This window comes from Burkholderia sp. Bp9012 (genome assembly GCF_003853825.1).
GTDB classification, from domain to species: Bacteria; Pseudomonadota; Gammaproteobacteria; order Burkholderiales; family Burkholderiaceae; genus Burkholderia; species Burkholderia diffusa.
Genome location: NZ_QTQA01000001.1, coordinates 437,168 through 450,302, shown reverse-complemented (window position 1 = coordinate 450,302; position 13,135 = coordinate 437,168). Strand labels below are relative to the sequence as shown.

Annotated in this window: 10 protein-coding genes and 1 pseudogene; 6 read left to right on the top strand and 5 right to left on the bottom strand. The window is 67.2% G+C overall.

Features of this window, described 5'->3' with window-relative positions; all coding sequences use genetic code 11:
• Positions 1-31: 31 nt before the first annotated feature.
• Positions 32-766, bottom strand: a complete 735-nt coding sequence (locus DIE11_RS02075) for a peptidoglycan DD-metalloendopeptidase family protein (RefSeq protein ID WP_124621185.1) — start codon at positions 764-766, stop codon at positions 32-34.
• A 425-nt stretch (positions 767-1,191) separates the two neighbouring features.
• Between DIE11_RS02075 and DIE11_RS02070 the strand changes: the two genes are divergently transcribed.
• Positions 1,192-1,512, top strand: a complete 321-nt coding sequence (locus tag DIE11_RS02070; RefSeq protein ID WP_006760526.1) for a hypothetical protein — start codon at positions 1,192-1,194, stop codon at positions 1,510-1,512.
• Between the two features lie 114 nt (positions 1,513-1,626).
• Here the strand turns inward: DIE11_RS02070 and DIE11_RS02065 are convergent, their stop codons facing one another.
• On the bottom strand, positions 1,627-1,971 hold the full coding sequence (locus DIE11_RS02065; protein ID WP_044845294.1) for a DUF4148 domain-containing protein: 345 nt from the start codon (positions 1,969-1,971) through the stop codon (positions 1,627-1,629).
• Between the two features lie 200 nt (positions 1,972-2,171).
• A complete protein-coding gene (gndA, locus tag DIE11_RS02060; protein WP_059601753.1) occupies positions 2,172-3,584 on the bottom strand; it encodes an NADP-dependent phosphogluconate dehydrogenase in 1,413 nt (470 codons plus the stop codon).
• Between the two features lie 6 nt (positions 3,585-3,590).
• Between gndA and DIE11_RS36780 the strand changes: the two are divergent.
• Positions 3,591-3,665: pseudogene (locus DIE11_RS36780) on the top strand (6-phosphogluconate dehydrogenase); the annotation flags it as partial.
• A 15-nt stretch (positions 3,666-3,680) separates the two neighbouring features.
• On the opposite strand, the gene DIE11_RS02050 reads toward DIE11_RS36780, so the two are convergent.
• Positions 3,681-4,322, bottom strand: a complete 642-nt coding sequence (locus tag DIE11_RS02050) for a DUF938 domain-containing protein (protein ID WP_059601751.1) — start codon at positions 4,320-4,322, stop codon at positions 3,681-3,683.
• Positions 4,319-5,215 carry an NAD-dependent protein deacetylase gene (locus tag DIE11_RS02045; protein WP_124621183.1) on the bottom strand — a complete coding sequence of 299 codons (897 nt, stop codon included), beginning with the start codon at positions 5,213-5,215 and terminating at the stop codon, positions 4,319-4,321. The genes DIE11_RS02050 and DIE11_RS02045 overlap by 4 nt, the downstream gene beginning before the upstream one ends.
• 1,277 nt (positions 5,216-6,492) lie before the next feature.
• Here DIE11_RS02045 and DIE11_RS02035 point away from each other — a divergent pair.
• The 4 genes from DIE11_RS02035 (at position 6,493) to DIE11_RS02020 (ending at position 13,115) form a co-directional block, all read left to right on the top strand.
• A complete protein-coding gene (locus DIE11_RS02035) occupies positions 6,493-7,452 on the top strand; it encodes an LLM class oxidoreductase (protein ID WP_124621181.1) in 960 nt (319 codons plus the stop codon).
• Positions 7,453-7,662: 210 nt separating this feature from the next.
• Positions 7,663-10,083: a mechanosensitive ion channel family protein gene (locus tag DIE11_RS02030; RefSeq protein WP_124621179.1), complete on the top strand. Its 2,421-nt coding sequence runs from the start codon at positions 7,663-7,665 to the stop codon at positions 10,081-10,083.
• 341 nt (positions 10,084-10,424) lie between these two features.
• A complete protein-coding gene (locus DIE11_RS36140) occupies positions 10,425-10,637 on the top strand; it encodes a hypothetical protein (protein WP_185633699.1) in 213 nt (70 codons plus the stop codon).
• A gap of 642 nt (positions 10,638-11,279) precedes the next feature.
• Entirely contained in the window at positions 11,280-13,115 is a 1,836-nt protein-coding gene (locus DIE11_RS02020) for a protease pro-enzyme activation domain-containing protein (protein ID WP_124621177.1), read from the top strand.
• Positions 13,116-13,135 lie beyond the last annotated feature (20 nt).

Here is a 13,135-nt window from a genome sequence, read left to right as displayed (position 1 = left end):
CCGCGCGGCGCACACGTCGTGACGCGGCGCGTCAGCCGCCGTTGCGCGGCAGGAAGTTCATCGGATCGACGACCTTGCCGTTCTGCCGGACTTCGAAGTCGAACGTCGCGCGACCGCTCGCGTCGGTGCCCATCTCGGCGACCGGCTGGCCCGCACGCACGGCATCGCCTTCGTTGACGAGCAGCTTGCCGTTGTGCCCGTAGGCCGTGATGAGCCCGTTGTCGTGCTTCAGGATCACGAGCGGGCCGTATGCCTTGACGCCAGACCCGGCATAGACCACGCGCCCGTTTGCCGCGGCCCGCACCGAACGGTCGGGCCCGGTCGCGGCGATCACGATGCCGCGCGTCTTGCCGGCCAGGAATGGCGCGGCGACCATGCCCGTGGCCGGCCAGGCCAGCGAGCCCGGTTGCGCGGCCGCGGCGGGCGCCTGCCCGAGCGAGGTCGAGGCAGGCGGCGGCGCGACGCGCAGCACCTGGCCGGGCGACAGGGCATCATTCGGCGACATGTGGTTCCAGCTGGCCACGTCCTGAACGCGCTGCCCGTAGGCGGCGGCGACGCCGGCGAGCGTGTCGCCCGGATTCACGCGGTAATAGCCGGCAATCACGCCCGGCGTGGCGACCGACGCCGGCGTCGACGGTCGTACCGGCTGCCAGCTGTCGGTCCACGGCGTCATCGTACAGCCCGTCAGCACGGCGGCCGCGGCGACGAGCGCCGCCTGCGGCAACCAGCGCGCCAGCGCATCGTGGATCGGAATCGTTTTTCTCAAGGGTCCTCCCGGATTTGCGTCGTTGCGCCGCCCACCGCCCTCCGGCGTGCGACGCACGATGTCCGGCCAGGCGGCCGGACCAACCAGTATCCGACCGCTCTCGCGGCCGTCAGTTTCCACGGCGGGACGTCGGCGCGAACGGGCTCATCGGCCCCTTTTTCGCGCCATTTTCGTATCGCCCCGGCCGTCAAAGATACCATCTGTCGTGGACAGGACCGTGGCAGGCGCCCGATCCGGAAACAATCTTGCGGTATCGCTGACGCGTGTCGGCGGGCCGCGAGCCCCATCGCGCGCGGCGTCCGGAGGCTTCAGGCCACGGTTCCACGGCCGCCAGCCGTGTCGCACCGATGACTGCCGCCCCGCTGCCGGCCGCCTCCTATACTCGGAGGTGCAGCGCACGATCCAGCGATCACGAGGAGAAAACCATGAACAATGCGACGTTTCTGTCCGTGCAGCTCAACGCCGAGGATTTCGCCGGTTCCAGCGGCCTCGTCGAATTGCTCAACCGGCACCTGTTGTTCGCGACGGACGTCGCCGAAGCAGCGGACGCACTCGTCCAACTGGCGAGCGTCGCGCACCTGAGCGGCGCCACCCGGCACAGCGTCGAGCTGCCGGTGCTCGCGATCGAGCGGCTGCGCGACGCGCTCGACACGCTGAGCGGCTACGACGAGGCCTGGCTGCAGGCGCTGGAGCCGGCTGACGCGCTGTTCCGGGACATCGGCCGCGGGCCACGGCCGCTGCATTGACACGACGGGTGCCGCCAATGAAAACAGCCCGTCGTTCCGTGATGCGGAACGACGGGCTGCGGGTACTGCGTGGGGTCGCATCGGGCCGCACATGCGGCCGGCGATCGATGACGATTAACGACCCTTGTAGACCGGTGCGCCATCCGACACGCGCTTGACCTGCCAGCCGGTCTTGGCGGCCGCCGGAGCGCCCGATTCCTGCTGGGCGGCCGGTTGCGCACCGTAGCCGCTCGTATCGGCAGCGGCCACGTTCTGTTGCGGGTTCACACGGGCTTCAGCTGCCTGGATGCTTGCCGGGTAGTCGGTACGGTCGCTGCCCAGCTTGTAGCCGGCCTGTTGCAGTTGGGCCAGTTCGGCCTTCACCTGCGCACGGGTGACGGGGGCGTTCTGTTGGGCGAACGAGACGGCAGGAACGGCGAGGACAGCAGCAGCAGCGAACGTTGCGATCAGCGATTTCATGATTACCTCCGGGATTTTTTTGCTCCGCCGCACACACCATGTCTGCAGCGATTGAACAAAGTTTAGTCCCGAGATCACCTAGGGAAAACCATGAAAGAACGAAAACACTGTTTCCTCGGAGCCAACAATTCCGGGATCCGGGAACGAAAAACCCTACTCAAAGAATAGAATTTCGCAACAATACCGTCCTCGCCAGCCGGTTACGACCAGTTCGCGTGGAAGCTGCCCGGCCGGTCGGTACGCTCGAACGTATGGGCGCCGAAGAAGTCGCGCTGCGCCTGCACAAGGTTCGCCGGCAGCCGCTCGGAACGGTAGCTGTCGAAGTACGCGACCGCCGACGCGAACGCCGGCACCGGCACGCCTGCCTTTACGGCAGCCACCACGACGTCGCGCAGCGACGCCTGGTAATTCGCGGCGATGTCCTTGAAATACGGGTCGAGCAGCAGGTTCGCGAGCGCCGGATCCTTCGCGTACGCGTCGGTGATCTTCTGCAGGAATCGCGCGCGGATGATGCAGCCCGCGCGGAAGATCTTCGCGATCGTCCCGAGATCGAGGTTCCAGCCATATTCTTCGGACGCCATGCGCAGTTGCGCGAAGCCCTGCGCGTACGAGATCACCTTGCTCAGGTACAGCGCGCGGCGCACCGCTTCGACGAACGCGGCGCGATCGCCGTCGAACGACGCGGCGGCCGGGCCCGACAGGATCTTGCTGGCCGCGACGCGCTCGGTCTTCAACGACGACAGCACGCGCGCGAACACCGACTCGGTGATCAGCGGCAGCGGCACGCCCAGATCCAGCGCGTTCTGGCTCGTCCACTTGCCGGTGCCCTTCTGCGCGGCGCGATCGAGGATCACGTCGACGAGGTGCTTGCCGGTTTCTTCGTCCTTCTTGCCGAAGATCTTGGATGTAATCTCGATCAGATAGCTGTCGAGCTCGCCCTGATTCCACTCGGTGTATACCGCGCCGAGTTCGTCGTTGGTCAGGCCCGCGACGTCCTTCAGCACGGCATAGCTTTCGGCGATCAGCTGCATGTCGCCGTATTCGATGCCGTTGTGGACCATCTTCACGTAGTGGCCCGCACCGTCCGGACCCATGTACGCGACGCACGGCTCGCCGTCCGACGGGGCCTTCGCGGCGATCTGCTTGAGGATCGGCTCGACCAGGTCGTACGCGTCGCGCTGGCCGCCCGGCATGATCGACGGGCCGCGCAGCGCGCCCTCTTCGCCGCCGGACACGCCGGTGCCAATGAAGTGCAGGCCCGATTGCGCGAGTTCCTGGTTGCGGCGGATCGTGTCCGTGAAGTGCGTATTCCCGCCGTCGATCAGCACGTCGCCCTTCTCGAGCAGCGGCTTGAGCGATGCGATCGTCGCATCGGTCGCTTCGCCGGCCTTCACCATCATCAGGATCCGGCGCGGCGTCTCGAGCGACGCGACGAACTCTTCGAGCGTATAGGTCGGTACCAGATTACGGCCGGGGAATTCGGCGATCAGTTCGTCGGTTTTCTCGCGGCTGCGGTTATACACCGACACCGCGTAACCGCGGCTCTCGATATTGAGTGCGAGATTGCGGCCCATCACCGCGAGCCCGATCACACCGATTGCTTGTTTGCCCATTAGTCAATTCTCCGGAAAAAACAGGGCGCGACCGAACCGGGTCGCGCGCACAGGCGAAAGGATAGTGGAAACCCGGCTGCGATGCGCGCTTGCGTATCACTGCTCCGCGTGCGGCAGGCGCCTGAACACGACGCTCAGATTGTTCGCCGGCATCTCGACGACCTCGATGCAGTCGAGCCCGCGGTCGAGGCCGAGCGCGACGACCGCCTCGAGATCGCGAACGCCCCACGACGGGTCGCGGCTGCGCAACTGCTGGTCGAACGCTTCGTTGGACGGCGCCGTGTGCCGGCCTTCGCGGCGATACGGTCCGTACAGGAACAGCACGCCGCCCGGACGCAGCACGCGCGACGCGCCGGCGAACAGTGCGTCGGTGCAGGCCCACGGCGAGATGTGGATCATGTTGATGCAGACGATCGCGTCGAACGCCGCGGCCGGCCACGACGCATCCCGCACGTCGAACGCCAGCGGCTCGGCCAGGTTCGCGAGGCCGGCATGCGCGACCCACGCGGCGATCGAGCGGCGCGCGTGTGCGTCAGGATCGCTCGGCTGCCAGCGCAGCGCCGGCAGCGCCTGCGCGAAATGGACCGCATGCTGCCCGGTGCCGCTCGCGATCTCGAGCACGTCGCCGCTGGCCGGCAGCACGCGACGCAGCACGTCGAGGATCGGCCCGCGATTGCGCTCGGCCGCCGGCGCCGACAGCCGGGCGGACGGATCGGGCGAGGACGTCGGCCCGGTCACGATGCATGCTCCGGCGCGTCGCCGGCGACGCCCAGCCGCGCGTTAAGCGCGTCGAGCGCGGGCGCGCAACGCGCCTCGACCTTCAGCGTCAGCATCGGATCGGCGCGCGTATGGCCGAGGTTCAACGCGGCGACGGGCTTGTTCTGCGCCTGGGCCCACACGCAGAACCGGTAGCCGGAATACACCATCAGCGACGAGCCGACGACGAGCAGCGCATCGGCCGCATCGAGCGCCTGCGACGCCAGCGCGACGCGTTCGCGCGGCACGTTCTCGCCGAAGAACACCACCGCCGGCTTCAGCAGCCCGCCGCAGGCCGGGCAGGCCGGGATGCGGAACGTGTCGAGCGCGGCCCATTCGAGGTGCGCGTCACCGTCGGCGGCGGGTTCCGCCTGTGTGCCCAGCAGCTCGGGGTTGTCCGTTTCGAGCAAGGTCTGGATCGTCGCGCGCGCGTGATGCGCGCCGCAATCGAGGCACGTGACGCCGTTGATGCCGCCATGCAGTTCGATCACGTCGCCGCTGCCTGCACGCTGGTGCAGCCCGTCGACGTTCTGCGTGACGAGGCGCTCGATCCGGCCGGTGCCGCCGAGCCGCGCGAGCGCGACATGCGAGCGGTTCGGCCGCGCACGGCCCACCACGGGCCAGCCGATCATGCTGCGCGCCCAATAGCGGCGGCGCGCGGTGTCGGACCCGAGGAATTCGTGGAGCTGGATCGGCGGCGAGCGCATCCATTGACCGTTGCGGTCGCGATAGCCGGGAATGCCGGAATCCGTGCTGATGCCTGCACCGGTCAGCACGAGCAGCCGCGGATGGCGCTCGACGAACGCGTGCAGCGCATCGAGCGCGGCCGGATCGAGGCTGGCGGATGAGGGGTCGGGCAAGGCGATGTCGTTCATGTTGGCGGCGCGTGATCGGGCGCGGTGGCAAGCCGTGCGGCCAGCGCGCCAGCACATGATACAGAACGCCGGGCGATCGAGCCGGCGGCGCGCGCGACACCGGCGCAGCAAAAAAAGACGCCCATCGACCACATGGCGATGGGCGCTCCAACAATTGATCCATCGGGGTAGTGGATCAACTGACAGCACAATGTCGTCGGATCCACCGCGGCGCCGCCGGCGGACCTTTCCCCTGGACTACACCTTCGATTTCCCGATGTCGGGCGGATCGCCGCGCGGCGGTGCGTGCGGCAGGCACACGCATGCGTCGCGCTCGGCACGCAGGCGTTTCGCGCGTCGGCATGACGATCCATATCTCATGATTGATTGCCCATCCACGTGCTCGGCGGTTCATCCCCGACGGCCGACTGGCACCGGTCGGCCTGGTGCGTCACGCCTGCACGTCGTCGTTCGGAACGAACCCGGATTGTTCGGATGGAACGAAAAGCCGCACGCTCATGTCACCGCAATCAACGGTGAAACGAATTCTCGGGCAGGTCGGCGATTCATTTTTGCAACACGACACGTTGCGATTCGGTCTGTTCTCATTCTCTTGTCCCCGTCTTCGATGCGTCCGACCCACTGAAGCGATGGCCGGCCCTCTACCGCGCCGGCGATCGCGCTCACGGCACACACAGATATGCAAGGAGCGCACCATGCTTCGCAGCGCAAGGCGGCGCGGCCGGTGAAGTGACCCCGATGCAGATCGGGCGGCGACAGAAATGCGTGAACGTTTCGAAAGTGAAACGACGGGAAACGGCGCGCGCGATCGGCGGACGGGCGCGGCGCCGGTGTTGCAGGAATGTGACGTGTGCGCCGGCGAGACGTGTGCGCCGGCGCGACGTTTGCGCCTGCACGACGCCCGACGATCCGCTTACAATCGCCCGCCCGTGGCCGCGCATGCGTGGTCGAGCGCGCACGTGATCCGAGGCAACCCATCCCGGAGGCCCGCCGTGATGCCCGACTCCTCGGCGGTCCTGCATAGATCGGCGTGCGTCGCCTCAACCGTGCGAGCGCCGCCGAACACGAACAGCACCGTGCCCGCCACAAGACCGACCACCACTTGCCGAAGTCAGTTCATGCCGATTGATCGCCCGGTGACCGAAGGCGCCGATCATGCCGGACCCGCCGATGCCGCCGTGTATCGCTCGCCGCGCGTCGCAAGCGTCGCGCAAACACGCTAGCATGCGAACACCGTACGGAGCGCGCCCGCTTCGCCCCGTCTTCAAGGAATGGACATGCCCCTGCCCGCCTCCGGCCGCGCCGACGTCGCGCAGCGCATCTTCTCGGCCGAGCGGCTGTCGATCGGCCTGACGCTGCCGCTGCTGCGCGGCGGCCGGACCGTCCCCGATTTCAACGAGCAGCTCGAACTCGCGGCGCGGGCCGATTCGCTCGGCTTTCGCGCACTGTGGATTCGCGACGTACCGCTGAACAGCGCCGACTATCCCGACCCGGTCGGGCACCTCGATCCGTGGGTGCTGCTCGGCGCGCTCGCGTCGCGCACGCGCCGGATCGTGCTCGCGAGCGGCGCGATCGTGCTGCCGCTGCGTCATCCCCTGCATATCGCGAAAGGCGCGCTGTCGGTCGCGACGCTGTCCGGCGGGCGCTTCATCCTCGGCCTCGGCTCCGGCGACCGGCCGCCCGAATATGCGGCGTTCGGCGTCGATGCTCAAACGCGGCGCGACCGGTATCGCCGGCATTGGGACATCGTTGCGGCCGCGCTCGGCGTGCCGTCCCGCGTGCTGCCCGACGAAACACCGCCGGACGCACCCGACTTCACGCTGCTGCCGCGCGGCGATGCCGCGGTGCCGATGCTCGCGGTCGGTTCGGGCGGACAAAGCGTCGACTGGATCGCTCGGAACGCGATCGGCTGGATGACGTACCACCGCGATCCGGACACGCAGCGTTCTCGTTATTCGATGTGGCGCGCGGCCGTCGACCGGCTGGCTCAACCGGGCTTTCGCGCATTCGGCGTGTCGATGCGGCTCGATCTCGATGCGAATCGCGATGCGCCGGCCCGCGCGCTGTCGCTCGGCTACGCGACCGGACGGAATGCGTTGGTCGGCATCTTGCGGGACATGCGCGCAGCCGGCACGCACCACGTCACGCTGAATCCCGGCTCGGACCGGCCCGTGCGCGAGGTCATCGAGGAAATCGCCGAGCACGTGCTGCCGATCTTTCACGACGAGCAGGGCTGATTCATCAGGAATCCGGAGTTCGCTGCATGTAGCCGCAGTCGTGGTTTGCACCGAATCGATGTGCCGGCGAGCACGTTTCGTTCCCGACCCGCCACGTCGCAAGCGAATATTCGTCGGCGGAACTATTCGGGTCCGTTCGCGATCATGTTAACTTCCGTCCATCGTCCAGACCGGCGGGCCACTTTTCGATGTGCGCCCGCATGCCTCCCCATGCGACATTTCCTGCTCGGCTGGCTGCTCGCCGCCGTCGTATCGATCGCCCACGCGGCTACCCCTGCACCAGCCGCCCCATCGGCGGCCTCCGGCGCCGTGCCGGCATTGACGCCGCAACAGGCGCAGCAGGCCCTCTCCGTCCTGCAAAATCCACGCGAGCGCGAGCAGGTCGAAACGACGTTGCGCGCGATCGCGGCCGTCGGCGTGCTGAGCACGCCCGCGCTTCCGGCGAGCGCCGCGACACCGGCCAGCGCGGCATCCGCCGCCCCAGCCGCGCTCACGACGAACGGGCTCGCGTCGATGCTCGTCCGGCAGGGGGCACATTGGGCCGGCGAAATCGGCGCCGCGCTGAACGAATCGCTGCGCTCGCTACTCGATGTCGGCTCCGTCGGCCGCTGGTGGCACGAGCGGCTGGTGCGAACCGACGAACGCGCGGACCTCACGCGCGCGATCCTGGTCATCCTCGCCGTGCTCGTGCCCGCGTTCGTCGTCGAATGGTTCGCGAAGCGGCTCCTGCGGCGCGCGCTGGCCGCCATGGGCACGCGTCGGGCCGAATCGTCGCGTCGGGCCGAGCCCGAGCCAGCCGGGCCGGACGACGCCAGCGCCGGCGCCGACGGCACCGCCGCGCCCGATACGTCGTCGCAAGGCCGTGGCCATGCGCGGCGCCACACCACGCTGCTGCGCCGGATGCCGCGCGCGCTGGTCAGCCTCGCGCTGCGCGTGGTGCCGCTGCTGGCGTTCGTCGGCGTCGCGAGCCTGACGATGTCGGTGCTCGACGGCGCCGGCACGCCGACCGAAACCGCACTCGAATCGCTGATCGACATCTACGTGATCTGCCGCCTCGTGACGATTGTCAGCCGGCTGTTCTTCCAGCCCGATGCGCCGCAATTGCGGCTGCTGCACGTCAGCGACGCATGGGCCGCGATCGCGCAGCGCTCGATCGCGCGGATCGCGATCGTCGTCGGCGTCTGCACGGCCGCGGTCGAGATCGCCGCGAGCTTCGGCCTCAGCGACGCCGGTCACGTCGCGCTGCTGAAAGCCGTCGCGCTCGTCGGCCACTTGATGATCTCGGCGCTGATTCTCAGGTGCCGCCAGCCGGTCGCCGCCCGCATCCGCGCGGCCGGCGACGATCGGCCGGCCTTCGCGATGATCGGCAACGCGCTCGCCGACGCGTGGGCGCCCGTTTCGGTATTCGTCGTGATGGCGCTGTGGTTCGTGTGGGCGCTCGACGTCCACAACGGCTACCGCGTGCTGATCACGCTCGGCGGCCGCTCGATCGCCGCGATGATCGGCATGCGGATCGTGTCGATCGTCGTGTTCGGTGCACTCGCTAGACTGTTCCAGCGCCGCGACGACGATCGCACGCTGGTCCACCTGCACGCGTACCGCTACTACCCGCTGGTGCGCCAGATCGTGTCGGCGGTGATCGCCGTCGCGACCGTCGTGGTGCTGCTGCAGATCTGGGGCGTGCCGATCTTCCACGCCTTCCAGACCGGCACGATCGGCCATCGGCTCGCGTCGGCGCTGATCACGATCGCGATCGCGGCCGTCGTCGCGCTGATCGTATGGGAAGCCGCGAACATCGCGATCGAGCGCCGCCTGCAGCAGTGGACACACGAAGGCAACCTCGTGCGCGCGGCGCGGTTACGCACGCTGCTGCCGATGCTGCGTTCGCTGCTGTTCATCATGATCGCGCTCGTCGTCGTGCTGACGGGCCTCAGCGAAATCGGCGTGAACATCGGTCCACTGCTCGCCGGCGCCAGCATCTTCGGCGTCGCGCTCGGCTTCGGCTCGCAGAAGCTCGTGCAGGATTTCATCACCGGGATCTTCCTGCTGATGGAGAACGCGATGCAGGTGGGAGACTGGGTCACGCTCGCCGGCGTGTCCGGCACGGTCGAATACCTGTCGATCCGCACCGTGCGGCTGCGCGCGGGCGACGGGTCGCTGTACACGATCCCGTTCAGCTCCGTTACGACCGTCAACAACACGAATCGCGGGCTCGGCAACGCAGCCGTCAAGGTCAGCATCGCGTACGGCCAGGACATCGATCGCGCGATCGAGACGCTGAAGGAGATCGGCGCCGCGTTGCGCGACGATCCGAATTACAAGGACGGCATCCTGTCGGATTTCAGCTACTGGGGCATCGACCAGGTCGACGGCGCGACGATCGCGCTGGCCGGACAGATCCAGTGCAAGGACTCGGCGCGCTGGGGTGTGCAGCGCGAATTCAACCGGCGTATCGCGGTGCTGTTCCGCGAACGCGGAATCCGGATCGCGAATCCGCAGCGCAGCCTCGTCGCGTATGACGACGGTTCGCGGCCCGTGGCGCCCGAGAACGATGAGAATGGTGGCCCTACCGCCGGCACCCCGGTCGCCGAGCCGCCACCGCGTGCTGCACCGGAGCGCAAGCCGGACTGATCGTGCGGATGCCGTTGACCCGGCCACCGCGCGTCGCGCCGTGCCTGTGCCCGTGCCATCGAGCGACCGATAGCCGCGCTCGACGCGCGGCGGTTTTCATCGCGCGCTGAACGCGCTTCGCCGCGTTCGCCGGCGCGGCCCGCTCGCCGCCCGATGCGCCGCGCGGCACATGCCAGTGTTCGCGCAGAACCCGCGTCTGATCCGCAATGGTCGCCATCAGCAGCGCGCGGCACCTTCACCGCTAAACGATCCCAATCGAGCAGTTGCAGCGTGGAACGCGGCACGAGGTGGAATACCGTCAACTGGCCGAACGGACTCATCGCGCGCAACTGGTTGTCGCCGTGCTGATCGTCGACACGTTGTGTCATCCGTTCGCTTCGCCGCCCGATGCGATCCATCACGATGCGCCGACCCACCCCGTTCCCGAAACGCTGTCGCCGGCTGGACTGCTCGCGACGAGCCGTCGATATGATCAGGTTGACTCGCCGGACGCGCCCGACGCGCGTCGAACCCTGCGTTCCGGGACGGAAAACGGGCACGGGAGATTCGAATGATTTCTCGAATACGGTTCGTGCATTACGAATCGAATCGCGAATTATCCGAAGGACGGAGCTGCAATTGCACCCTGTTTCCGGTTTGAAAATTACAAAATACCTCATGACTTTTCAAAAACATTTCATTCAATTCCATTTAACTTTGTTTCATATAATCAGAAAAAGTTTGACACCGAACTTTCGTTCTTGATACCGTCCGATGCAAGCAATCCGACGAACTGCAGACCACGCAATCGTTCCCGCTCAACGCATCTCTCGCTTCCGCCGCACCGAAGTTCTCGCCGCCGACCGTCGCTTCTTCCGTTGGCGCATGCAACATCCCGATGCATTCATTGGTCAGCTGCCGTCCGGCAGCAGGCCGAAGGACCGAACCAGATGAGCAGGATACCGAAACTTTTGCTCTAGCTCGCCTGCATCAGGCCTGCCGGCGCGGCCAGGCCGCATCGCGGCGCAGCGCCCCCGTTACCGAGCATTCCAGCATTTCGCCCCCGGAGGATCACCACCCATCCGGGTCGGGCGAAAGGCCCCGTCGCGTCCGCGCCATCCGCGCGAGCGCGGCGGATATCGGCGGCGCACGATCCGCGCCGTCGTCGATCGTTGTTGTTCGTGCAGTTCGATGTTCAACCGGAGGGGTAATTCAAAATGAATCAGGTTGCAGACAAGAAACTAAAGCACATCCGCATCGCCAAGCTCGCCTTCGCCGCAGCAGCAGCCGCTTCGTTCGGCATGACGGCCGCCCATGCCGCACCGGCCGCCGGCTGGACGGAAACGCGCACCAAGGGATTCCTGCCACTCGTCCAGCAAGGTGAAAGCAGCAGTACCGCTGGCGCGCCGGCGGCCAGTACCGCCGCCGCTGCCGCGGCTGCCACCGAGATGGCGCCCGGCGAATCGGTCGACATCGTGCTCGGGCTGAACCTGCGCAACGAAGCGCAACTCGACCAGTACCTGCACGATCTGCATACACCCGGCTCGCCGCACTACAAGCAGTTCCTCACGTCGGCGCAGTTCGCCGCGCAATACGCGCCGACCGACCAGCAGGTTGCCTCCGTCGTCGCGCACCTGCGCCAGGCCGGCTTCGTCAACATCGTGGTTGCGCCGAACCGCCTGCTCGTGTCCGCGTCGGGCACCGCGGCAACGGTCAAATCGGCGTTCCGCACGACGCTCAAGCGCTTCACGCGCAACGGCCGCAACGTTTACGCGAACACCGATGCCGCGCAGGTGCCGAACGCAATCTCAGGCATCGTCGGTGCCGTGCTGGGGCTGCAGAACGTCGAGCTCATGCATACCGGCGCGGGCAGCAAACCGCAAGGCAACACCAGCAACCTGACGATTCCGGCAGGTGCATCCGCGGTGCCGCACTACCCGACGGAATTCTCGTCGCTCTATGGCGGCGACGGCACGCCGACGGCCTCGCAAACCACCGTCGGCATCATCTCCGAAGGCGACCTGTCGCAGACGGTCAGCGACCTCAACACGTTCGCCGCCAACAACGGCCTCGGTACGATCAGCAGCAGCGTCGTGCAGACGGGTCCGTCAGGTAGTTCGTACACCGATACGTCCGGCACCGTCGAATGGAACCTCGACAGCCAGTCTATCGTCGGCGCTGCCGGCGGCAGCGTGAAGCAGGTCGTGTTCTACGTGGCGCCGTCGATGTCGCTCACCGCGATTACCGCCGCGTACAACAAGGCGGTGAGCGACAACGTCGCGAAGGTCATCAACGTGTCGCTCGGCGTGTGCGAATCGTCCGCGTACAGCACCGGCTCGCAGGCGACCGACGATACCATCTTCAAGCAGGCCATCGCGCAAGGTCAGACCTTCTCCGTATCGGCCGGCGACCACGGCGCGTACGAATGCGCGAGCGGCACGCCGTCGCGCTCGACCTACACGGTGAGCGAGCCCGCGACTTCGCCGTACGTGATCGCAGTGGGCGGCACGACGCTATTCACCAACACGTCGACCAACGCATACAACAGCGAAATCGTGTGGAACGATCCGAGCTGGCAGCCGGGCACCGTATGGTCGACGGGCGGCGGCTACAGCAAGTACGAAGCCGCGCCGTCGTGGCAATCGTCGAGCCTCACCGGGTCGACCAAGCGCGCACTGCCGGACGTCGGTTTCGACGCCGACCTGCGCACCGGCGCGATCCTCGTGGTGAACGGCCAGACGTCCGATACGCTTTGGGGCTCGGGCTACCTGAACAACGAAGGCGGCACGAGCCTCGCCGCACCGATCTTCACCGGCATCTGGGCGCGGCTGCAATCGGCCAACAACAACGCGCTCGGATTCCCGGCGTCGAGCATCTACAAGTACTTTCCGAGCAATGCGGCGCTGGTGCACGACGTGACGTCCGGCAACAACGGCAGCGGCACGTACGGCTACAAGGCGAAGGCCGGCTGGGACGCGACGACGGGCTTCGGCAGCGTGAACATCTCGAAGCTGAACACGTTCATCCAGAGCACGTCTGATTTCGCGCGCTGATCGCGCGATGAATGGTGCGG

Excerpts from the sequence above, each read along its gene's own strand:
- DIE11_RS02070 (WP_006760526.1), top strand. The coding sequence starts at position 1,192 with ATGAACAATGCGACGTTTCTGTCCGTGCAGCTCAACGCCGAGGATTTC.
- DIE11_RS02065 (WP_044845294.1), bottom strand. The coding sequence starts at position 1,971 with ATGAAATCGCTGATCGCAACGTTCGCTGCTGCTGCTGTCCTCGCCGTT.
- gndA (WP_059601753.1), bottom strand. The coding sequence starts at position 3,584 with ATGGGCAAACAAGCAATCGGTGTGATCGGGCTCGCGGTGATGGGCCGC.
- DIE11_RS02045 (WP_124621183.1), bottom strand. The coding sequence starts at position 5,215 with ATGAACGACATCGCCTTGCCCGACCCCTCATCCGCCAGCCTCGATCCG.
- DIE11_RS02035 (WP_124621181.1), top strand. The coding sequence starts at position 6,493 with ATGCCCCTGCCCGCCTCCGGCCGCGCCGACGTCGCGCAGCGCATCTTC.
- DIE11_RS02030 (WP_124621179.1), top strand. The coding sequence starts at position 7,663 with ATGCGACATTTCCTGCTCGGCTGGCTGCTCGCCGCCGTCGTATCGATC.
- DIE11_RS02020 (WP_124621177.1), top strand. The coding sequence starts at position 11,280 with ATGAATCAGGTTGCAGACAAGAAACTAAAGCACATCCGCATCGCCAAG.